This is a genomic window from Pontimicrobium sp. MEBiC06410 (assembly GCF_053601615.1).
In genome coordinates, this window is the sequence record NZ_JBSHNT010000153.1 from 41,012 (window position 1) to 61,779 (window position 20,768).

At 31.1% G+C, this 20,768-nt stretch carries 24 protein-coding genes; 14 read left to right on the forward strand and 10 right to left on the reverse strand.

Annotation, left to right across the window (positions count from 1 at the left end; translation table 11 throughout):
- Positions 1–80: 80 nt before the first annotated feature.
- Positions 81–551: an Lrp/AsnC family transcriptional regulator gene (locus tag ACVC08_RS10215; RefSeq protein WP_452601958.1), complete on the forward strand. Its 471-nt coding sequence runs from the start codon at positions 81–83 to the stop codon at positions 549–551.
- Positions 552–658: 107 nt separating this feature from the next.
- Here the strand turns inward: ACVC08_RS10215 and ACVC08_RS10220 are convergent, their stop codons facing one another.
- The 3 genes from ACVC08_RS10220 to ACVC08_RS10230 form a co-directional block, all read right to left on the reverse strand.
- Positions 659–1,474, reverse strand: coding sequence for a T9SS type A sorting domain-containing protein (locus tag ACVC08_RS10220; protein ID WP_452601959.1), 816 nt, complete (start codon positions 1,472–1,474; stop codon positions 659–661).
- A 102-nt stretch (positions 1,475–1,576) separates the two neighbouring features.
- Positions 1,577–2,107, reverse strand: a complete 531-nt coding sequence (locus tag ACVC08_RS10225; protein ID WP_452601960.1) for a phage tail protein — start codon at positions 2,105–2,107, stop codon at positions 1,577–1,579.
- Positions 2,108–2,130: 23 nt separating this feature from the next.
- A complete protein-coding gene (locus tag ACVC08_RS10230; RefSeq protein ID WP_452601961.1) occupies positions 2,131–2,661 on the reverse strand; it encodes a phage tail protein in 531 nt (176 codons plus the stop codon).
- A gap of 307 nt (positions 2,662–2,968) precedes the next feature.
- On the opposite strand from ACVC08_RS10230, the gene ACVC08_RS10235 reads away from it, so the two are divergent.
- From ACVC08_RS10235 to ACVC08_RS10245, 3 genes are all read left to right on the forward strand, one after another.
- Positions 2,969–3,403 (forward strand): hypothetical protein, encoded by a 435-nt coding sequence (locus ACVC08_RS10235; RefSeq protein WP_452601962.1) that lies wholly within the window; start codon positions 2,969–2,971, stop codon positions 3,401–3,403.
- A gap of 772 nt (positions 3,404–4,175) precedes the next feature.
- A complete protein-coding gene (locus ACVC08_RS10240; protein WP_452597752.1) occupies positions 4,176–4,922 on the forward strand; it encodes a sensor histidine kinase in 747 nt (248 codons plus the stop codon).
- A 54-nt stretch (positions 4,923–4,976) separates the two neighbouring features.
- On the forward strand, positions 4,977–5,657 hold the full coding sequence (locus ACVC08_RS10245) for a response regulator (protein WP_452597753.1): 681 nt from the start codon (positions 4,977–4,979) through the stop codon (positions 5,655–5,657).
- A 65-nt stretch (positions 5,658–5,722) separates the two neighbouring features.
- On the opposite strand, the gene ACVC08_RS10250 is transcribed toward ACVC08_RS10245, so the two are convergent.
- The 6 genes from ACVC08_RS10250 to ACVC08_RS10275 form a co-directional block, all read right to left on the reverse strand.
- Positions 5,723–6,508 carry a hypothetical protein gene (locus ACVC08_RS10250; RefSeq protein ID WP_452601963.1) on the reverse strand — a complete coding sequence of 262 codons (786 nt, stop codon included), beginning with the start codon at positions 6,506–6,508 and terminating at the stop codon, positions 5,723–5,725.
- Between the two features lie 51 nt (positions 6,509–6,559).
- Positions 6,560–7,276, reverse strand: coding sequence for a Bax inhibitor-1/YccA family protein (locus tag ACVC08_RS10255; protein WP_452601964.1), 717 nt, complete (start codon positions 7,274–7,276; stop codon positions 6,560–6,562).
- 100 nt (positions 7,277–7,376) lie between these two features.
- Entirely contained in the window at positions 7,377–8,075 is a 699-nt protein-coding gene (locus ACVC08_RS10260; protein WP_452602009.1) for a zinc metallopeptidase, read from the reverse strand.
- A gap of 178 nt (positions 8,076–8,253) precedes the next feature.
- A complete protein-coding gene (locus ACVC08_RS10265; protein ID WP_452601965.1) occupies positions 8,254–9,441 on the reverse strand; it encodes a T9SS type A sorting domain-containing protein in 1,188 nt (395 codons plus the stop codon).
- A 294-nt stretch (positions 9,442–9,735) separates the two neighbouring features.
- Complete coding sequence (locus ACVC08_RS10270; RefSeq protein WP_452601966.1) at positions 9,736–10,260, reverse strand: hypothetical protein; 525 nt, start codon at positions 10,258–10,260, stop codon at positions 9,736–9,738.
- A 455-nt stretch (positions 10,261–10,715) separates the two neighbouring features.
- Complete coding sequence (locus ACVC08_RS10275) at positions 10,716–13,745, reverse strand: leucine--tRNA ligase (protein WP_452601967.1); 3,030 nt, start codon at positions 13,743–13,745, stop codon at positions 10,716–10,718.
- Positions 13,746–13,877: 132 nt separating this feature from the next.
- On the opposite strand from ACVC08_RS10275, the gene ACVC08_RS10280 reads away from it, so the two are divergent.
- The 8 genes from ACVC08_RS10280 to ACVC08_RS10315 all read left to right on the forward strand — a co-directional run bounded on the left by ACVC08_RS10280 (position 13,878) and on the right by ACVC08_RS10315 (position 19,157).
- Positions 13,878–14,756, forward strand: a complete 879-nt coding sequence (locus tag ACVC08_RS10280; RefSeq protein ID WP_452597759.1) for a cell division protein FtsX — start codon at positions 13,878–13,880, stop codon at positions 14,754–14,756.
- Between the two features lie 174 nt (positions 14,757–14,930).
- Positions 14,931–15,071 carry a hypothetical protein gene (locus ACVC08_RS10285; protein WP_452597760.1) on the forward strand — a complete coding sequence of 47 codons (141 nt, stop codon included), beginning with the start codon at positions 14,931–14,933 and terminating at the stop codon, positions 15,069–15,071.
- 156 nt (positions 15,072–15,227) lie between these two features.
- Positions 15,228–15,500, forward strand: a complete 273-nt coding sequence (locus ACVC08_RS10290) for a DUF3098 domain-containing protein (protein WP_452597761.1) — start codon at positions 15,228–15,230, stop codon at positions 15,498–15,500.
- Positions 15,501–15,547: 47 nt separating this feature from the next.
- Entirely contained in the window at positions 15,548–16,342 is a 795-nt protein-coding gene (locus ACVC08_RS10295) for an undecaprenyl-diphosphate phosphatase (protein ID WP_452601968.1), read from the forward strand.
- Positions 16,343–16,348: 6 nt separating this feature from the next.
- Positions 16,349–17,047 (forward strand): tRNA pseudouridine(55) synthase TruB, encoded by a 699-nt coding sequence (truB, locus tag ACVC08_RS10300; protein ID WP_452601969.1) that lies wholly within the window; start codon positions 16,349–16,351, stop codon positions 17,045–17,047.
- A 110-nt stretch (positions 17,048–17,157) separates the two neighbouring features.
- Complete coding sequence (locus tag ACVC08_RS10305; RefSeq protein WP_452601970.1) at positions 17,158–17,739, forward strand: hypothetical protein; 582 nt, start codon at positions 17,158–17,160, stop codon at positions 17,737–17,739.
- Between the two features lie 80 nt (positions 17,740–17,819).
- Complete coding sequence (locus ACVC08_RS10310) at positions 17,820–18,365, forward strand: hypothetical protein (protein WP_452601971.1); 546 nt, start codon at positions 17,820–17,822, stop codon at positions 18,363–18,365.
- Positions 18,366–18,434: 69 nt separating this feature from the next.
- On the forward strand, positions 18,435–19,157 hold the full coding sequence (locus tag ACVC08_RS10315) for an energy transducer TonB family protein (protein WP_452601972.1): 723 nt from the start codon (positions 18,435–18,437) through the stop codon (positions 19,155–19,157).
- A gap of 109 nt (positions 19,158–19,266) precedes the next feature.
- Here ACVC08_RS10315 and ACVC08_RS10320 read toward each other — a convergent pair whose 3' ends face one another.
- The gene (locus ACVC08_RS10320) at positions 19,267–19,884 is read right to left on the reverse strand and encodes a thioredoxin family protein (protein WP_452601973.1); all 618 of its coding nucleotides are present in this window, start codon (positions 19,882–19,884) and stop codon (positions 19,267–19,269) included.
- 80 nt (positions 19,885–19,964) lie between these two features.
- Between ACVC08_RS10320 and ACVC08_RS10325 the strand changes: the two genes are divergently transcribed.
- Both ACVC08_RS10325 and ACVC08_RS10330 read left to right on the forward strand, forming a co-directional pair.
- The gene (locus ACVC08_RS10325) at positions 19,965–20,213 is read left to right on the forward strand and encodes a hypothetical protein (protein ID WP_452597769.1); all 249 of its coding nucleotides are present in this window, start codon (positions 19,965–19,967) and stop codon (positions 20,211–20,213) included.
- A complete protein-coding gene (locus ACVC08_RS10330) occupies positions 20,200–20,763 on the forward strand; it encodes a DNA-3-methyladenine glycosylase I (RefSeq protein ID WP_452601974.1) in 564 nt (187 codons plus the stop codon). Before ACVC08_RS10325 ends, ACVC08_RS10330 begins: the two co-directional genes overlap by 14 nt.
- The last annotated feature ends 5 nt before the right edge of the window (positions 20,764–20,768 follow it).

Below are 20,768 nucleotides of genomic sequence, written 5' to 3' on the forward strand. Positions count from 1 at the left end.
TTGTTTTTTCTAATGCATTAGAGTTACAGTCTTAAATGCTTTTAGTACTTTTATATATTAATATGTAAACGTTATAGGTTTTGAAAGTAATAAACAGAAACATCCATATAGATGGTATTGATAAAAAAATACTTCGTGCACTAATGAGTGATGCTCGAACGCCTGTTTTAGAAATAGCTAGGCAAGTAGGTATTTCGGGAGCTGCCATACACCAACGTTTACGTAAATTAGAAAAGTCTGGATTAATATCTGGCTCTAAGTTTATAATAAATCCTAAAGTTTTGGGTTACACCACTATGGCTTTTGTTGGTATTTATTTAGATAAGGCTATTAGCAATCCACAAGCCGTAAAACAGCTAAAAAAAATACCTGAAGTTTTAGAATGCCACTACACTACAGGAAATTGGAGTATTTTAATTAAAATTTTATGTAAGGATAATGCACATTTAATGCATTTATTAAATAACGATATTCAGTCTATAACTGGTGTTTCTAGAACAGAAACTTTTATTTCGCTAGATCAACAAATCGAACGACAGATTAAAATATAATTAGAGATTAAAATGTAGAATATATTTTATACCTAAAAACAAAAAACTCCTAATTAATTAGGAGTTTTTTTGTTATATATTATTTTGGTAATAGCTTATATAATATACTATTTAATAATTAGTTTCTTAACTGTTGAAGCTTCATTAGATGTTAACGTCATTAAATACATTCCAGAAGATAAAACAGAACTTAAATTAAGTGTTTTACTTTCTGTCATTCCATTTAAGTTATGTGTAGCAACAACACGTCCATTTAAATCTGACACTTGTACTTTGTCTAAAGCAATTCCAGAGTTTCCAATGGTAATTAAACCGTTTGAAGGGTTTGGTGTTACTGTAAAGGCATTATCTAATGTAAAGTTTTCTGTGCTTAAAGTGTTTAATACTTCTATATTTATGTTATGAAATCCAAAATCATTAAAGACACCTGTAGCCGAAGGTATAATATTAAATGAAGTGATATTAGCTGCATTAGCTGTATTTGTAAACACAATTGACCCAGCACCAGTTGCATAGTTCATATTTGCAGCAATCTCAGCGTTATCTTGATTAGTAACTGAAATTCCACCAGGCCCCAGTGTATCATAACCTATAGAATTTAATTTAAAATTTGTAGGAGTTCCGTTTTTAGTTAGAGACAAACTAAATGGTAGTGCTCCAGTTGGTCCTCCTGTAGAAAGGTAGAAAATTAAATCGCCTCCACCTAGGTCATCAAGCTCTTCATCCCCTGGATGAGAAACTATTAATACGTAAGTATCGCCTCCTGTAGAAATCGTTTCCACAATATCTGTAGCATTGTCTGTAGCAGTATCGATAGTAAAATTAATTACTTGTGCATGAATACTAAAACTACAAAGCAAAATAAGACTGTAGAGAAAGTATTTATAAGTTGACATATTAAAAAGAATGTAGTTTTTTTTCATAATTATTAATGATTTTTTAGTTTATAGCCTGTGCAAATATATATTAAAAGGCAGAAAAGTGAATACTTTTCTGCCTCGTATTTCACATCTAAACTGTATATTTTAGTTTCTAGAAGGGTATGTTCCAAATAATGCAATGATGTAGTTTACAACTTCATAAGGATTTCTGTTATTAAATGGAAGATTTCCACCATTATTGTTTATAGTAACAGTACCTGCGCCCATTTCTACATTTGCAGTTGTTCCATACACGCCTCCTGCAGCAGGAAATGCATTTGTTGGAGAGGTTGAGTCTGTACCTCTAGCTACTGGATCCGCTCCTGACATTTTTACACTACCTGTATGACTATGGCTTGGTAATTGTGTAATGTTCAAAGTTACAGATTCAGTACCACCTCTTTGTCCTAATTTCATTGTGGAAAGTCCTGGCCCTCTTCCAGCATGTATTGGTGCTCGACCTCTTAAGTCTGGTAATGCGAAAGTTGTTCTACCATCTCCTCCATAAGTTGTTCCTAATATTGAAAATAAAGCTGTATTGCTGCTAATAGCTAACAATTGCCCATCGCATAATGCCCAACCTCTTGGTGCAAAATTACCACCGAACATAATGATTTCTCCTATAAATGGATTCATAATAAAATCGTTTTTTAAATTAATTAGTTTCTAGAAGGGAAAACACCTTGTAAGGCTATTATATAATTAACAACCTCAAAAGGATTTCTATTATAAAATGGTTGATTTCCACCATTATTATTTACAGTAACAGTACCTGCTCCCATTTCTACATTTGCAGCGGTTCCATATACGCCTCCTGCAGCTGGAAATGCATTTGTAGGGGATGTTGAGTCTGTACCTCTGGCTACTGGATCTGCTCCTAACATTTTTGCACTACCTACATGATTATGGCTTGGCATTTGTGTAATGTTTAAAGTTACATATTCCTGACCTCCTCTTTGACCTAATTTCATAGTGCTAAGACCTGGACCATGTCCTGCATGTATTGGACTTCTACCTCTTAAATCTGGTAATGCAAAAGTTGTTCTACCATCTCCTCCATAAGTTGTTCCTAGTATTGAAAATAGTGCAGAGTATTGCGAGATTGGCAATAATTGTCCGTCGCATAATGCCCAGCCTCTCGGTGCAAAATTACCACCAAACATAATGATTTCTCCTAAAAATGGATCCATAAGTAATTGTTTTTAAGTTAAAATTAAAAAGATTAATAATAGTTAAATTAACTATTATTATTAGAAAACACCAACGATTTACACATTAAATTTTAATTAATTAAATAATTTAAGACAAATAATCATTGATTGTAAACTATTTGGCTAAGCTAAATAGAACTCAAAAAAAAAAATAACGCAATACCACGGTTTATTAAAATCAGGTAAAAACCCCTGTTTTATTATTTAAATTTTTTATGTAAGGAAATATAAATTAGCTTTAGGCAATTATTAACCTTTTTATTAATTAACAACTAACAACAAAATTATGAGTACAAAAACTAGACCTATTGAAGATGCTGTAAATTGGGCATACAACTGGCAGTCTGCGAATCCCAATAAATGTAAAGGATTTTTAATGCCTGCAGGAGATCTTATTGGTGCTTTAACAGAAATGGGAGTTATAGACAAATCTGGAAAAGTAGTTACAAGTAAAGTAGACAGTGCTGGCGTAAGAGCATATATGGCCATTAATGACAAAGACACTTCTAAAGCAAATGGTTATGGCGAAAAACTATTAATCGTGGGGACCTATGTAGATTGTAACAATATTCATAGAGACATAATTGAAGACGAAAAACCAAGTGGTTGTAAAATGTTAGCTCCTGAACCAACTGGAAGTGGTGTTTATGATTTTACAGATCCATGTCCTAATACATGCGACCCAAATAGCCCTTTATACGCCCCTAAACCAAGGCCGTAATTATTATTTATAAATGATGGAGATAAAAGATTATCAATTATTTTTTTCTAATCTTAGTAAACTAATTTTAGTTGTTAATACCATTTTATTTTTTAAAAGTTTTTTAATAGAAAATAAAACTTTTAAAATATTTAATTTGTATTTATTTATTTCCTTAGTAATACAAGTTAAAAGCTATTTATTATGGCAAGACAAAATAGATAATCTTTATCTCTCTCATTATTACTTTATTTTACAATTTATACTTTTAAGTTTATTCTACATTACTTTATTTAATAATAAAAAACATAAAAATACCGTTAAAATTGTCAGTATACTTGTTTTACTTATTTTAACAATACAATACTCCTTAAACCCTTCTTTATATTATAAATTTAATTTACTAGAGATTGTACTTACCTCTTTAAGTATTGTTTCTTTCAGCGTTGTTCATTTCTACAACTCTTTAACAGAAAAAATGGAGTTTGTATATGTTAATTCTGGTATTTTCATTTATTTAATTAGTAGTACTTTAATATTTTGCTCTGGTAATTTTCTCAACGTGTCATACGATAGTTTAAATAAGCTATTATGGTTATTTAATTCTATCCTCTATGCTGTATACCAAATACTAATTTTTATAGAATGGTATAAAACCTATAGAAAAAATTAATAATTTTTTAGTATTATCTTTATATTCTCCTTAACAACATAAAAGCCCTCTTTTTTGGAAGAAAACTCATTCATAACGATAATTAGCATAGTAGGCATAAGTGTTAGCTTATTAATTATAATGGCAGTTACGCTTATTGCTTTTTTCCACCATACCAAGAAAAAAATTGTAGAAAAGGAACAGGAAAAAGCCACATTAAAAATAGATCATCAACGAAAAATATTACAAACATCTATAGCCATACAAGAGCAAGAACGCAATCGTATTGCCCAAGATTTACATGATGCCATTAGCGCGAAACTTAATGTAGTTAGTTTAACTACTCATGTTCTTTTAATAGATAAAACAATTAACGAGAAACAAAAAACGGCTTTAGAGCAAATTTTAGATATTACAACCAATACATTAGAAAGTGCTCGTAAAATAGCGCATGATTTAATGCCTCCTATATTAGATAAATTTGGCCTTAAGGCTGCTTTAGAAGAATTGTTTGAAGAGTTTACTGCTAATACTAGTATAGATATAGAACACAATATAGAAGAACTCTCCAAACTAAACAAAACTAACCAATTGCACTTATTTAGAATTATTCAAGAACTTATTAATAATTCTATTAGGCATGGACAAGCTAATGAACTTGTTATTTATATGGAGCAAGCGCCTACAGGTTTTATGGTGCATTATCAAGATAATGGTATCGGTTTCAATGTTAAAGACATAAAGAAAAAACCAGGCATAGGTATACAAAACATAAAAAGTAGAGTTAAAATTTTAAATGGAAAATTAACTCTAGAGAGCACAAAAAATAGCGGGAGTAAGTTTATAATACATTGTAAATACCCCGAAACATCCATAATTAAAAATTAAATCCCTAAACAATTATTATTTGGATATATTATATAACCCTTATAATACATTATAATGATGAATAATATAAAATTAGCATTAGCAGACGACGAATTATTGTTTAGACAAGGTGTAAAAGCAATATTAGGTAGTGAAGACACAATAGAAATCCTTTTCGATGCAGAAGATGGGGAACATTTAATTAATCAATTAAGAAACACCCAAGTATTACCAGATATAGTAATTACAGATCTTAAAATGCCTAGCTTAAACGGAGTTGAAGTTACTAAATTAATTAGAAAAGAATTTCCAGATGTTAAAGTTATAGCCTTAACAAGCTATTTTAGCAAACCTTTTATTCTAAACATGATATCTATTGGTGCTGTAGCATATTTAGCTAAAAATAGCACTCCTGCACTTATGATTAAAACTATAAAAGAAGTTGCTAATAAAGGGTTTTATTATGATGAGCAAGTGATGCAATACATTCATGAAAGTATAGTAAATCCTAGCGAGAAAAAAGTCAAGTCTAATTTTGACACGAATTATTTTACTAAACGAGAAATTGAAGTTCTAGACCTTATTTGTAAACAATATACAACTAATGATATTGCAGACAGTTTATATATAAGTCCAAGAACAGTAGAAGGCCACCGTAACAATCTATTATTAAAAACAGAATCTAAAAATGTTGCAGGATTAGTTATATATGCTTTAAAAAACAAAATGGTGTCTTTAGATAGTACTAAACTTTAAAACAAAAGCAATCAATAAAAAAGCCTTCATTAAATGAAGGCTTTTTTATAATGTATTTAATATTATTAATTTATTCTAATATCATCACAGTTACTCGGACAAGGGCTAGTGAAATCTAATGCGAAATTAACCGCATTAGTATCGAAAATTACATTTTTACCATTCTTTCCAAAAAATACTGTTGTCATTTTACCTTCATCATTTAATCCAAATACTAATTCTACAGCAGTAACATCATCTCTATTTACTAAAAAATCCATAGCATCTTTATCTAGAGTATAATATTTTATTCTATTACCATCGTAAGAAACTTTATCATCTAGAGTACTTATGTCATTTAAGGTATCTCTCCAATCATTTAAATATCTAAGCGCATCTTTTATTTGTAAAACATGACCTCTTATATCTTCTCTTGCTATTGTAGAAACATCATATGGTGTGTTTTGTTGTGTATCTACTTCTTCTGCATTTATTGCTCCCATATTTGGGGTTCCTATTTTAAATACAGAACTTATTACCTCATTCTCTTCTGTTACGCCTAAGCAAATAACTTGTAATTTATTATTACTTACACCTAATGCAAATCTGTAAGCTTCTAAATTTCTTACTTCTAAACTATTTACAAAAAACGATTTACTAAACGTAAATGACTGTGCCTCTTGTATAAAATCTGTAAATACTACAGGTAAGTCTGCCGTTTGCCAAAAATCTAAACTATGAAGCGCTTGTTTTATAGGATTTTGCCCAGGTAGAACTTGTTGTGTTACTTCTTGAGAGCTATCATTGGTTTCATCAGTAGAGCAAGAAAGCACTAGAGCTACTAACAAAATCAAAAAAGTAATTTTTTTCATAATTTATATATTCAATTTGTAATTGACTAATTCATTTAATATTAAAAGCACTTAATCTCTAGACATAAAAATCTGTAATACATACCAAAACAATAGCATTAAAGATGCAAATAAGCCTAACGCTGCAGGTATATAATCGTCTTCTGTATAGGTATTAACTAAATTAGAAGTTTGATATAGAATAGCACCTCCTGCTAGTAAACACATTGCTACAGAAAACCACAAGCCTAAATCGAAGCCAAAAATAATTCCAGCTACTATTAAGCCTAAAGCAATAAAGAAACCTATTGTTAATCCTGCTTTTATAAATGAAAAGTCCTTTTTAGTTATAAATACTACCGCAGATAACCCTGTAAATAATGCCAAAGTAACTATTGCTGCTTGTTGTAATAATTCTGGGCCAGTTTCCATATAAAACATGGCTTTATAAATCATAGGTATAAAAATAAATGCTTGTGCAAAAATGTATAACCCATAAGCTAAATATTGCTTTGTTTTATCTGGGGTTTTTAATGTCATTTTTTCGGCATAGTTTGTTACAAACATAAATCCGCCTAACATTATTAACCATTTATACCCTTGTGTTAAGGATAATGCAAATTCTACAATAGCATCACTTTGTAAAAGCAAATATTCAAATGCGATAAAGACTAAAACTCCTAAAGCAACATGTGCATACGTTTTTTTATAAAAAGCTACTTTATCTTCTTGCGATAAAGCGGAAACTAGTAATTGATCTTGTGTAGGAGCTTCAAATGGCTGGTCCATTGTTATATTAATATATAATTCAGCCCACAATTTAAGAAAAAGAAACCAAACTATTAATAAATTATTAATAATTCATTCTTTTTAATATTAACTTATTTTTTTAATCTCTTCTAGCAAATACTTGTAATGCCCAGTAAATTAAAGATGCTATAGCTCCTATTGCAGCAACTAGGTAGGTTCTTGCAGCCCATTTAAGAGCATCTTTTGAACCTGCATACTCTTCTTGTGTTACTATATGTTTATTTTTTAGCCAAGCTAAAGCTCTATTACTAGCATCGTATTCTACAGGCAAGGTTATAACACTAAATAAGGTTGCAAAACCCATTAATATTAAACCGGCTAACGCTACCCAATAGCCTATACCTCCTATCATATTTGTAGCCATAAGCGCTATTCCTCCAATAACTAACCATTGAGACATTCCTGAAGTTAAACTTACCATTGGTACAAGCTTAGATCGCATAGTTAGCCATTGATATGCTTGTGCATGTTGTACTGCATGTCCGCACTCGTGTGCAGCAACTGCTGCCGCAGCTGCATTACGCTGGTTATAAACGGCTTCGCTTAGGTTTACTGTTTTATTTACTGGGTTGTAATGATCTGTTAATTGCCCAGAAGTAGAAATAACCTCTACATCTCTTATACCATGATCTGCTAACATTTTCTTTGCTATTTCTGCACCACTCATTCCGTTACGTAGATGTACTCTAGAATATTTTGCAAATTTTCGTTTTAGTTGTCCGCTTACTAAACTGCTTACTAGAGCTATTGCTCCAATAAGTAGATAATATCCCATCATTCCGTTCATAATATTTATTTTTTTAATTCTTATTTTAAAGATAACAAAAAGTAAGCCATTTAAATAATTATGTAACTCTGTCAGTTTTTCTATTTAGAACCGCATAAAAAAGGCCGAAAGTATATACTTTCGACCTTAACTAGGTAATAACCCTGCCTTAATTATGGCTAAAATTACCTTATTTTTTAATTATTTTTTTAGTTTCTATTCTGTCTCCTATTTGAATTTTACAGAAATAAACACCTGTTTTCCACTCACTAGTATTTACTTCAAAATCATTAGTATCAACAGTTCCTTTATACACTTCTACTCCTTTACTATTCATTACAGAAACTGAAGATCCTTTTTCTAATTCTGAATCGTTTACAGAAATTTTAAAGTAATTTTCTGTAGGGTTAGGATACAGTTTTAATCTAACAGGGTTTGCAACTTCTTCATCTATTACTTCTATCTCCACTGGAGTTACATCTTTCACTTCTTCTATAGTATCTTCTCCAGATTCTTTACAAGCTACTACTCTAAAAAATTGTACTGGTGCAGACTCCCATACTGGTCCTATAGAAAATCCTACAACATATAATTTACCTGGTATAAAAGAGTATCCGTTTGAAGCTACTAATCCATTTAAACTAGTGTAAGTTGGTGCTTCTCCAGAGCCTACCCAACCACTGTAATAATCTTGAACAAAAGACCATGATGCTAAATCGAATTCTGCAACTCTAACATGGTATCCTTCTTCAAATTTACTACAACTTCCATTTATAGCTACCGAATATTGACAAATTGTATTTACTGGCTGAGGCCCATATTTAGAATTTTCATTTTGCGTAGAGTTAACATTATACATAGTAAAACATGGTGTTGGATCTCCTAACACTTTAGCTGTTCTAATAGGTGTATATACTGTTTTATTTGGAAGTCCTGCAGCTGTAGGATTAAGAGTTACTCTTACTCTGTATTGAAACGTTGTTCCTTCTAATTGTGTAGTTCTAGCTGTACCTGAATATGTTGCTGATGGTGTTGTCCCCCATCCTGTATTAGGAAATTGATTTAAGTTAGGTACCATACTTGACCATGAAGATATTGGAACATTAGTATCATGATTTAATTGACGCCTTTCTGTTGCTAATGTATAGGTTCCAGGTTGAAATGTATGAACAAACGCAGTTACTCTCATTTCTAATTCGTAATACCCAGGATACGTTGTACTGTTTGGGTAGGTTGTAATACTTGTATTAGATGAGTTTAAATCTAAGTCTAAAGTTGTACTCATAACAATATTACTTTTAACTTTTTGTGCATCTGCATTTTGGTACGAAACAAAAAACAACACTGCAAAGAGGGTTTTTAAGATAGTTTTTTTCATTTTTATTAATTAATTATAATTGTCCCTACTCTATTAAATTGGTTTTTCGGGTTACACCTTTTAATTGTTTATATAATTAAGTATGTAATGCTTTAATTCATTACCCAAAAAAAAATTAAAAAAACAATAAAAGAGGCGTAAGTTTAGCTCAAGCTAATAAATACGGGACATGCAAGGTTTTTAAATTTGAATAAATTATTCAAATTCATTAAAATATAGTGCGTAAATGTGCTTATACACTGTTTTTTTGGTAATATAGTTTTACCAAATTATAAGTAAAGGGTTACAATAGCTTTATTGTTTTACTAAATGGGCTTTTTGTATGCCACCTATAGGGTACGATGTCACATTTATAGAGTCTTCTCCCTCTGCTGTAGATTCTGTTTTTTGCTTGGTATCTGTAAAGGTTATTTCAAAATCCATAGCATTTTTATAAAAACGTTCGGTAGTGGTTATTAAATTATTTTGTACTTCGAACATAGAATATAATGTATTCCCTATTTGTTTTGCGTCTAGAAGTATGCCATTATTTTCGTCTACAATATAGTCGCCTTTAGCTGCATTTTTTGTTATTAGGTTGTATTTTCGTTCTTGCCTGTTACCTTCCATGATATATACAATAGTGTATTTGTATTTACCTACAGAATCGGTTGGCTGTAAATGAAATTCCATTCTTATGGTTTGTGTTCCTCTACTATTTATAATGTTTAAGTTTCCTTTATATATACCAAAATAGTCTTGTGGAAATTGTATACTGTCGTTTTGTGCTTCTGAAGAAAAACTAAGACATAATAACAGTAATATGGATAGGTATTTCATAGTTTAAGTTTTTATAAAGTTCATTAATTCATGTGGACTTTACGATTGAAAATAAATGAAATTTGTATCGAAAATAAGCATTTGTAGTCAAAACCAATAGGTTTTGATACAATTCTGATAGTTATTGAAAGTAGTCTTAACTTATCTCTGGCACTTAAAATACCTCTAGTAAAACATTTTTTATTGAAGTGTTCTCGATACAAAATTTCTGAAAAAGAAATTTCACTTGAACTGACGTTTTCATTACTTCATACTTATTTTTATAAAAAACATCCGAAAACAATGTATTAAATCATTGTTTTCGGATGCTGCTATAGTATAATGAAAAATATATTCTGTATTTAAGATATACCTATCTAAAACGTGTATTAGTTGTATCCACTTATATATTATGCTTATTTCTGCCTTTATATAGTTTCTATTGGCTGTGAGATTCCTGCCTGCGCAGGAATTCGTTACCCTACTATGTTTACAATTTTTCCTGGTACTACTATTACTTTTTTAGGTGTACGCCCGTTTAATTGTGCTATGGTTTTTTCGTGAGCCATTACCGTTTTTTCTATATCTTCTTTACTCATATCCATTGGTAATTCTAGCGTAAAACGCATTTTACCGTTAAATGATATTGGGTAATTTTTGCTACTTTCTACTAAATAACTAGCATCAAATATAGGGAATGCTGCTGTAGAGATAGAATTGCTATTGCCTAGCATATTGTATAATTCTTCTGCTATATGTGGTGCATAAGGTGATATTAACACTAATAACGACTCTAAAACGGCTTTACTTGTACAGTTTTGTTTAGTAAGCTCATTTACTGCAATCATAAAGGTAGAAACCGATGTATTAAACGAGAAGTTCTCGATATCTTCTTCTACTTTCTTTATGGTTTTGTGTAATGTTTTTAGGTTGTCTTTTGTTGGCTCTGCATCGTTTACTTTTAATCCGTTTTCGCCAACATATAATTTCCATAATTTTTTAAGGAACCCATGTACTCCTGTTATTCCTGCTGTATTCCATGGTTTTGCTTGCTCTAATGGGCCTAAAAACATTTCGTAAAGTCTTAAACTATCTGCGCCGTATTGCTCGCAAATGTTGTCTGGATTTACAACGTTGTATTTAGATTTAGACATTTTTTCGACTTCGCGCTTAACTTTAAACGTTCCATCTCCTTCCGTTATAAATTCAGCATTTTCAAATTCAGCTCTCCAGTTTTTAAAAGCTTCAATATCTAATTCATCTGAAGCATTAACAAATGATACATCTGTATGTATTAAATCAATTTGGCTATTTATAAATTCAATTTTAATCTCTGTTTCAAAATCAATTCCAGATGCTTTAGCTATTGTATTTTTAAAATTCTTTATAACAACTTTTCCTGCTTCTTGTTCCAAAAATTTAAAACCATCTTGCTGATCTAGAGAAACGTATAAAACTCCTTTTTCTGATATAGATTCCATAATTGGATTATCTTTTAACAAAGGCTCATTTTCTAATTCTGATTCATCTTTCATAAAAACACTAACCTTGTAGTAACCTGTGTATCTAGAGACAAAAGCACTAGTCCCCAAAATCATGCCTTGGTTAATTAGCTTTTTAAAAGGCTCTTCAACAGAAACAAAGCCTCTATCTTTTAATAGTTTTACCCAAAAACGCGAATACAATAGGTGTCCCGTAGCGTGCTCGCTCCCTCCAATATATAAATCTACGTTTTCCCAATAGTTAAGTGCGTCTTCACTTGCAAAGGTTTCGTTTCGCATAGTGTCTTCCATATAACGGAAAAAATACCAAGAACTTCCTGCCCAACCTGGCATAGTGTTTAGTTCCAGCGGAAAAATAGTCTCGTCGTCTATTAACTCATTACTCACTACTTTATTCTCAATACTATTCCACGCCCAAACATCGGCACGACCTAATGGTGGCTCTCCTGTTTCGGTTGGTAAATATTTTTCTACTTCTGGTAATTGTATTGGTAAATGTTTTGCGTCTATCATTTGCGGCATACCGTTTACGTAGTACACAGGAAATGGTTCTCCCCAATAGCGTTGTCTAGAAAATACAGCATCACGTAAACGGTAATTGGTTTTTCCTTCGCCTTGTCCTAATTGCTCTAACTCGTAAATAGCTCGTTTGGTTGCTTTTTTGTAGTTCATTCCGTTTAGGAAATCGCTATTAGCAATCTTTACATTGTCTTTAGAGGCATAGGCTTCTTCAGAAATATCTACGCCTTCAAAAATATTAGGGATGTCTATATTAAAGTGTTTTGCAAAATCGTAATCGCGCTGGTCTCCACATGGTACAGCCATTACTGCTCCTGTTCCGTAACTTGCTAATACATAATCGCCAATCCATATTTGTATGGGCTCTTTTGTAAATGGGTGCTCTGCATAAGCACCAATAAATACTCCAGAAATGGTTTTTACATCGGCCATACGGTCACGCTCGCTTCGTTTTGCTGTTTTTTCTATATAGACTTCTACTTCTGCTTTTTGCTCGGCTGTTGTTATTTTAGAGACTAAGTCGTGTTCTGGTGCTAAGGTCATGAAACTCACACCAAAAATAGTATCGGGTCTTGTGGTAAAGACTTCTATGGTTTCGTTATGGTCTTTTACATTAAATGTAACCGATGCTCCTACAGATTTCCCTATCCAATTTCGTTGGCTTTCTTTTAAAGAATCGGTCCAATCTATAGTATCTAGGCCTTGTAATAAACGTTCGGCATACGCAGATATACGCATACTCCATTGTGTCATTTTTTTGCGTATTACAGGGTGTCCTCCTCTTTCTGATACGCCATTTACTATTTCGTCGTTAGCTAAAACGGTTCCTAATGCTGGGCACCAGTTAACTTCGGTTTCAGCTAAATAGGTTAATCTGTATTGTAGTAGTATTTTTTGTTGGTCTACAGACGACATGGCATTCCAATCTTCGGCTGTAAACGATGCTACATTGTCATCGCAAACTGCGTTTATTTTAGTGTTTCCTTCGGCTTCAAATACCGTAATTAATTCTGTAATTGGTCTAGCCTTATCGGAATCTTTACAGTAATACGATTCGAATAACTGAATAAAGATCCATTGTGTCCACTTATAATATTCTGGATTAGAGGTACGTACTTCTCGGCTCCAATCGAAAGAAAATCCTATTTTATCTAATTGTCTTCTGTAAGTAACAACATTAGTTTCTGTAGTTACTGCTGGGTGTTGTCCCGTTTGTATAGCATACTGCTCTGCTGGCAACCCAAAGCTATCGTAACCCTGTGGGTGTAATACATTAAAGCCTTTATGGCGTTTGTAACGTGCATAGATATCGCTAGCTATATAACCTAACGGATGCCCTACGTGTAGTCCTGCTCCACTTGGGTAAGGGAACATATCTAATACGTAATATTTTGGTTTATCGCTATTATTGGAGGCTTTAAAGGTTTGATTTGTTGCCCAATAATTTTGCCATTTGGCTTCTATGTCGTTAAAGTTATATTTCATTTTCTAAATTGCTGCTAACTTGTTTTAAAGCGGCAAATTTAAACTTATTATAACATTATTAAAAGTTTAAGGCTTGTAAAAGGCTTGTATTTAATTTCTTTATTATTTTTACAGCTTAAATTATAGTTCTTTATGAGTTCATCTTTTGACAAATACCAAAAACGCCGTTTAATTTCTTCCTATTTTTCTGTTGTTTTAAGTATCGCATTGGTACTTTTCTTATTAGGGTTGCTAGGTCTTTTGGTATTAAATGCTAAAAAGGTGGCAGACCATTTTAAAGAACAAGTTACTGTAACTATTTACTTAAAGGACTCTGCTAAGGATATTGAGATTAAACAACTAGAAAAAAGCTTAGCCATGGCCGATTATGTAAAGTCTACCGATTTTGTATCTAAAGCACAGGCTGCTGAGGCTATGAAAACTGAAAGTGGTGAAGATTTTATGGACTTTTTAGGTTTTAACCCCTTAAAGAATTCTATCGATGTTAACTTAAAAGCCGACTTTGTTACGTCTGAGAAACTAGAAACGATTTCTAAAGAAGCCTTATCTAAAAACTTTGTAGAAGAGGTTAACTACGATAATGACCTCGTTAATTTAATGAATAATAATGTAAAGAAAATTAGTTTCTGGATTCTTGTTATTAGCGGACTCTTTACATTAATTGCTGTATTGCTTATAAACAGTTCTATACGTTTGGCTGTGTACTCTAAACGTTTTACTATTAAAACCATGCAAATGGTAGGTGCTACTAAACGCTTTATTCGTCGTCCATTTATATGGCGAAGTGTGCGTTTAGGTATTATTGGAGCTATTTTAGCTTTAATTGGCATGGGTGTTGTATTGCATTTTATAAATAAAACGTTTCCAGAATTAGAGCTTCTTAATAAACCTGTGCTTATTGTTGCATTATTTGCGTTTGTATTTGTTTTAGGCATTTTTATTACTTGGATTTCTACCTTTTTCGCTACACAGCGTTTTTTAAACTTAAATACAGATAAACTGTATTATTAAACTCTTTTTTTAAATTCTTAAACAACTGTTAAAGCTTAGTATTTAACAGCATTTAACGTTTTACTTAACAATAATTAGGAAGAATACGAGTTATCTTTACTTAACCAATAACCACATTATAATCTGGCCATACCAATACTTTAAATTATTTGTAAATCTTAAAAAACTATGATTATGAAGCGAATAACTTTTGTATTAGCAGGTATAATAATGATAACAGCTTTTATATTATCTCAAAAAAACTTAGACGATAATACTACTAACTTTGTTAAAGTAGACACTAATAAATATAAATTAAAAGGTATTTATAGATAGGTGAAAATAAATTTAGACAATCTTAACGCTACAGTTTTAAATAAAACCGTTACTTTGCACTTACCTAAATTTATAATAGAAACATCTAAAAAATTATTGCACAGTAGTAATTAATAACGATGTTATTTTTACAGAATTTGATTAGCGTACATACCCATGGGACAAAAAAAACTTAAAGAACAGCAGCAAAACAACAGTGAGTTTATCTTTGGAAAAAGAAACTATAAATTTATGTTTATAGGTTTAGCTTGTATAGCTTTAGGTTTTATTTTAATGTCTGGTGGCGGTAGCGATGATCCCAATGTTTTTAATGAAGACATTTTTAGTTTTAGACGTATTCGTCTAGCACCTACTTTAGTTTTAATAGGTTTTGGATTTCAAATTTATGCCATATTAACTGGTAAAGGGAAATCTGAATCTAAAAAATAAACCCTACAACACCTTACTAGATACTTCTATTTTAATACTTTTGCGCCATGGATATTATTGACGCAATTATTTTAGGTATTATACAGGGACTTACCGAGTTTTTACCTGTTTCTTCTAGTGGCCATTTAGAATTAGGTAAAGCCATACTTGGTGATAATTCTGTACCACAAGAAAGCTTATTATTTACTGTTGTTTTACATTTTGCAACAGCATTAAGTACCATTGTTATTTTTAGAAAAGATATTATAACTATTATAAAAGGGCTTTTTTCTGGCACATGGAATGAGGACACCAAATTTGTATTAAAAATTATAGTTTCTATGATTCCTGCTGTTTTAGTAGGTTTGTTTCTTGAAGAGCAATTAGAGCAATTATTTGGTGGTAATATTTTACTGGTAGGCGTCATGCTTATAATAACAGCAATCCTTTTATTTTTGGCAGATAAAGCAAAAAACACGAATAAAGATGTTTCTTTTAAAAATGCTTTTATAATTGGTATCTCGCAAGCTATTGCTATGTTACCAGGAATTTCACGCTCTGGTGCTACAATATCTACTTCTGTATTACTTGGAAACGATAAAACAAAAGCTGCTCGTTTTTCATTTTTAATGGTTGTTCCATTAATATTTGGTAAAATGGCTAAAGATATTTTAGGAGGCGAGTTATCTTTCGAGAGTCAAAACATTACAGCATTATCTGTTGGTTTTATTGCCGCATTTGTTGCTGGGCTTTTTGCTTGTACTTGGATGATTGCTTTAGTTAAAAAAAGTAAATTATCTTATTTTGCTATTTACTGTGCTATAGTTGGGCTTATTGCTATTGTATTTTCTTTATTAAACTAATGTAATATGACACCAAAAACAGGAGAAGATTATAAAGCAGGCCAGGTATTATTAATAGATAAACCTCTTAATTGGACTTCTTTTCAAGCTGTAAATAAATTGCGATGGGAAATACGCCAAGCTTTTAATATAAAAAAAATAAAAGTTGGTCATGCAGGAACTTTAGATCCTTTAGCTACAGGCTTATTAGTAATTTGCACAGGTAAAATGACCAAACAAATAGAATCGTTTCAGGGGCAAATAAAAGAGTATACTGGGACTATTACTTTAGGAAGCACGACACCATCTTACGATTTAGAGTCTGAAATAAATGAAACCTTCCCTACCAATCATATTACCGAAGACTTAATACACAAAACAACTAAACAGTTTATTGGAGAAATCAACCAATTTCCACCTGTATTTTCTGCATTAAAGAAAGATGGTAAGCGCCTTTATGAATATGCAAGAGCTGGTGAAGCTGTAGAAGTTAAATCTAGAAAAATTACTATTGAAGCTTTCGAAATCACCAATATTAACGGTAATGGTATTGATTTTAGAGTGGTTTGCAGTAAAGGGACTTATATACGCTCTTTAGCTAACGACTTTGGTAAAGCGCTACAATCTGGAGGGCACTTATCTGCTTTACGCCGTACAAAAATTGGAGATTTCAATGTGGATAATGCGCTTTCTATTGAAGGGTTTATTGCTGAATTGAATAAATAAGATACTTTCTTCTTTTAAATCCTGTTATATCTTCTTAACTAAATGAGAAAGACAATTCACTCATTGCATATTTTGAGGTATCTGTACATAATGTAGTTTTGAAAAAAACAATGAAAAAACACATATTATTTATACCACTATTATTTGTAATTGGGATATCATTTTCTCAAAATAAAAGTGATTATTCTGAAATAATTAAAGTTGTAGTATCAACCTATAAATCCGATTCTATAAAAATATACAAACGATTTAATAATAATAATAATAATAGGTTATTAAAAGAATTAGAAAGGATTAGGACATTAAAAACTCAAGATTTATATCACAAATATGAAAAGCCGAAAGATTCAAAAAAACTCAATGAATATTATGATAGAATAGTTGATGAAATTTATAGTGATTCGGTTACTGTTAAAATTGAAAATATTAAAATTAACTTCTTCTCTAATTTCAATCAATTAGAAAAAAAGAACAAAAGAAAAATTTATCCATTCTATAAAACTAAATATAGTAGAAAAAAAAGACCGATTGCCTTTATTTCTTTTCCCTTAATTTCTGTTAACGAAAAAAAAGCTATTGTTTATGGTATGTATATTTGTGGAGGATTGTGTGGAAGTGGAGGGCTATTTTTTCTAGAAAAAATCAATAACAAATGGATCATTGTTAAATATGAAATAAGATGGGTTTCATAGAAAAACTTGAGAAACTTATTAATCATTTTTACTAACGGAATAATTATTGATGATAGTGCATTAACCTAAACTAGATTACAATGCGCTATTTATTTTCTATTTTACTTTTTAGTATTTCATTATCGGTATTTACACAAGATTTAAAACCAGAAATAACAGAAGGTGTTTTCTTCAAACTTTCTATTGCAGGCACTTTAACTACCAACGAAGACATTGATTTATCTGATGAGTATAATGATAATATTTTTGAATTTAATGCACTCTTTTTTAATACTGGTATTGGTTATCAATTTGATTCCAGAACCTCAATTGGGTTAAATTTTGAATATGCAAATCATAGAAGAGAAGCACTTTTATTTTTTCCTGCCTACTTAAGTTTTAGGTATAATATTATTAAAAATGATGATAATGTTTTTTTAAGGGGTGGCTACGGTAAGTTATTAAATATAGATCGGTCTTTCGAATCGGGTAACTTATATAAATTAGGTGCTGGTTATCAAATTTTTGATGGAGATTACAGAAATTCTTTTTTAATTGGTATAGATTTCACAAGAAAACGCTTTGGTTTTAGGCAGTTAGATGCTATTTCTAGCGTTTCAGTTTTTTTAGAGTTTCAGTTTTTCTAATCTTTTTACTTGCTTTCATCGTATATAATAGTACTAACGCACTATCTAATTATTATCTTTATATCGTATTTGAAATTTAACAATTCACATAAAGCCTTTGTTATAACGCTTCTACTTACAGGAACGTTACTATTAAGTATCTTTAATTTAAGCGTTTACGAATTAAATTCTGAAATTGCAGAATTAACTATTCCTATTGAAATTATTGAAGAAGAACTAAAAGAAGAAAATAAACCTACTTTAAACGATAATTCTAAACAAACAAATAAAGGGTTTAACGAGACTAAAAAATATAAGCACTTTGCTCAAGCTTATAAACCTATTGCTCCACCAAAAGATTATGATTATTCTAAATTTAATGCTAGAAACTATAAACCTACAGAAACCAAAACTGCAGAAAAAAACACAGCTAATTCTAATATAAAACGCGAAGAGTTAACTGCGTTTAATAGCGTTAATAGTCTTTTAAATAAACAATCTAATACAAAGACTTCTGTAACAGCAAAAGCTTCAGCTAATTTAAACAGTACTGTTACCTATTCTCTAAAAGGAAGAACAGACGAGTATTTACCTCCTCCTGTATATTTATGCCAAGCTAATGGAAAAATTATAGTAAACATTACTGTAAACAATAACGGAAAAGTTATTGAAGCTTATGTAAATAATGCTTCTACCTCTACTAATGCCTGTTTAAGAGAACGTGCAATAGAATATGCAAAGAAAGCTAGATTCGATGCTGCTTCCAAAGCTTCACAAATTGGCTCGATAACTTTTAATTTTAAAGGAAAATAATATCGTTCCCTTCTTTCTAACTGCCATAAAAGTAAAAAGCGTAGCCAAAAACTATTTCTAGTATTTTAACCACGCTTGAGTGCAATTTAATTTTTGCTAACTAATTCTATTATCTTAACAGTGCAACTAAATCTTTAATTGCATTTTGGCCTTTATCTTTATTATACCATTGTTGTAAATCTTCTTTAAACTCTGGTGTTAATTTACCATGCTCGGCTTTATAATCGTTTACTAACTTGGTAGCTTCGTTTGGTCTTGGTCCAAAAGTATTTACAATATCTCCAGTAGTATTGTCTAACATTATTAATTTAGGAATAGATTTCCCTCCGTTAGTTAAAAACTGATTCATTAAAGCTTCATTTTCGTCTCTAAGCACGACTCTAAAATCAATACCATCATTTAAGTCCGCAACTTTATTCATTACTGGCATTAAATGTGCTGCGTCTCCGCACCAACTTTCAGTTAGTACAATCCAAGTCATATCTCTATCTACAGCCGCCACTTCAGTCTTAACCTCATCAGACACTTTTATCGTTTTATCCCAGCGTTTCATTCTACGATCGTTTAGCATAGTGTAGTTTGCTAAAGCTTCGCTTTGTGTTTCTCCTGTAGTCCCGTTTTTAGCAACTAATTCTTTTACTAATTCTCTATATTCCTGATAGCTTATACTTTTTGTTAAACTATCGTTTATTATTTTACTTAAATCTGTTTGTTGTTTTGTTTCCATATTATAAAAATACTATAACTTTTCTTATTTTAAAGTACAGTTCTTACATTAGTAGTTACATTATAAAATTCCTTACAGCTATGAATAGTATCAAACATTTTAATAGAATACGATGGATTTCTAAAATTAGTTTTATTATTATGTTTATTACAGAAAGGTTTCATTATTCCGAAGGGCTTCCTACAGAAGAAAGTACTATATTTAAGTACTTTAAAATTGGGTTTCTAATTGTTTTTATCGTGACTTCAATTATAGAAAACAAACTCATTATTAAAGCAAAAGACAAAGAAATAGAATCTTTAAAACAACAGTTATATGGCAAAACATAGATGTGGCTGGTGTGTTGGTGACGATTTATACGAAGCCTACCACGACTTAGAATGGGGTGTACCTATTTACGACGACCACCAGTTATTTGAATTTTTAATTCTTGAGACGTTTCAGGCTGGCTTGAGTTGGATAACTGTATTGCGAAAACGTGAAAACTTCAGGGATGCTTTCGATAATTTCGATTACAAAAAAATAGCGCAATACAATCAAGATAAAATTGATGAGTTACTACAAAATGCAGGTATTATAAGAAACAAATTAAAAGTAAAAGCTACCATAACCAATGCACAGGCTTTTATTAAAGTACAAGAAGAGTTTGGTAGTTTTAGTAAATACATTTGGGATTTTGTAGATGGTAAACCTATTAAAAACAAACTGAAACATTATAAAGACGCTCCTGCTAATACACCTTTAAGCGATGCCTTAAGTAAAGACTTAAAAAAACGCGGTTTTAAGTTTGCTGGTAGCACAGTAGTTTATGCACACATGCAAGCTACTGGTATGGTTAATGATCATGAAGTGGGGTGTTTTAGATATAATGAGGTCTAGTTAGT

What these genes read in the sequence shown, in the direction of transcription:
- ACVC08_RS10220 (WP_452601959.1), bottom strand. Translation starts at nt 1,474, where the DNA reads ATGAAAAAAAACTACATTCTTTTTAATATGTCAACTTATAAATACTTT.
- ACVC08_RS10295 (WP_452601968.1), top strand. Translation starts at nt 15,548, where the DNA reads ATGGATATTATTGACGCAATTATTTTAGGTATTATACAGGGACTTACC.
- ACVC08_RS10320 (WP_452601973.1), bottom strand. Translation starts at nt 19,884, where the DNA reads ATGGAAACAAAACAACAAACAGATTTAAGTAAAATAATAAACGATAGT.
- ACVC08_RS10285 (WP_452597760.1), top strand. Translation starts at nt 14,931, where the DNA reads ATGAAGCGAATAACTTTTGTATTAGCAGGTATAATAATGATAACAGCT.
- ACVC08_RS10250 (WP_452601963.1), bottom strand. Translation starts at nt 6,508, where the DNA reads ATGAAAAAAATTACTTTTTTGATTTTGTTAGTAGCTCTAGTGCTTTCT.
- ACVC08_RS10325 (WP_452597769.1), top strand. Translation starts at nt 19,965, where the DNA reads ATGAATAGTATCAAACATTTTAATAGAATACGATGGATTTCTAAAATT.
- ACVC08_RS10330 (WP_452601974.1), top strand. Translation starts at nt 20,200, where the DNA reads ATGGCAAAACATAGATGTGGCTGGTGTGTTGGTGACGATTTATACGAA.
- ACVC08_RS10255 (WP_452601964.1), bottom strand. Translation starts at nt 7,276, where the DNA reads ATGGACCAGCCATTTGAAGCTCCTACACAAGATCAATTACTAGTTTCC.
- ACVC08_RS10240 (WP_452597752.1), top strand. Translation starts at nt 4,176, where the DNA reads ATGGCAGTTACGCTTATTGCTTTTTTCCACCATACCAAGAAAAAAATT.
- ACVC08_RS10270 (WP_452601966.1), bottom strand. Translation starts at nt 10,260, where the DNA reads ATGAAATACCTATCCATATTACTGTTATTATGTCTTAGTTTTTCTTCA.
- ACVC08_RS10280 (WP_452597759.1), top strand. Translation starts at nt 13,878, where the DNA reads ATGAGTTCATCTTTTGACAAATACCAAAAACGCCGTTTAATTTCTTCC.
- ACVC08_RS10275 (WP_452601967.1), bottom strand. Translation starts at nt 13,745, where the DNA reads ATGAAATATAACTTTAACGACATAGAAGCCAAATGGCAAAATTATTGG.
- ACVC08_RS10245 (WP_452597753.1), top strand. Translation starts at nt 4,977, where the DNA reads ATGATGAATAATATAAAATTAGCATTAGCAGACGACGAATTATTGTTT.
- ACVC08_RS10260 (WP_452602009.1), bottom strand. Translation starts at nt 8,075, where the DNA reads ATGATGGGATATTATCTACTTATTGGAGCAATAGCTCTAGTAAGCAGT.
- ACVC08_RS10235 (WP_452601962.1), top strand. Translation starts at nt 2,969, where the DNA reads ATGAGTACAAAAACTAGACCTATTGAAGATGCTGTAAATTGGGCATAC.
- ACVC08_RS10265 (WP_452601965.1), bottom strand. Translation starts at nt 9,441, where the DNA reads ATGAAAAAAACTATCTTAAAAACCCTCTTTGCAGTGTTGTTTTTTGTT.
- ACVC08_RS10290 (WP_452597761.1), top strand. Translation starts at nt 15,228, where the DNA reads ATGGGACAAAAAAAACTTAAAGAACAGCAGCAAAACAACAGTGAGTTT.
- truB (WP_452601969.1), top strand. Translation starts at nt 16,349, where the DNA reads ATGACACCAAAAACAGGAGAAGATTATAAAGCAGGCCAGGTATTATTA.
- ACVC08_RS10310 (WP_452601971.1), top strand. Translation starts at nt 17,820, where the DNA reads ATGCGCTATTTATTTTCTATTTTACTTTTTAGTATTTCATTATCGGTA.
- ACVC08_RS10305 (WP_452601970.1), top strand. Translation starts at nt 17,158, where the DNA reads ATGAAAAAACACATATTATTTATACCACTATTATTTGTAATTGGGATA.
- ACVC08_RS10230 (WP_452601961.1), bottom strand. Translation starts at nt 2,661, where the DNA reads ATGGATCCATTTTTAGGAGAAATCATTATGTTTGGTGGTAATTTTGCA.
- ACVC08_RS10225 (WP_452601960.1), bottom strand. Translation starts at nt 2,107, where the DNA reads ATGAATCCATTTATAGGAGAAATCATTATGTTCGGTGGTAATTTTGCA.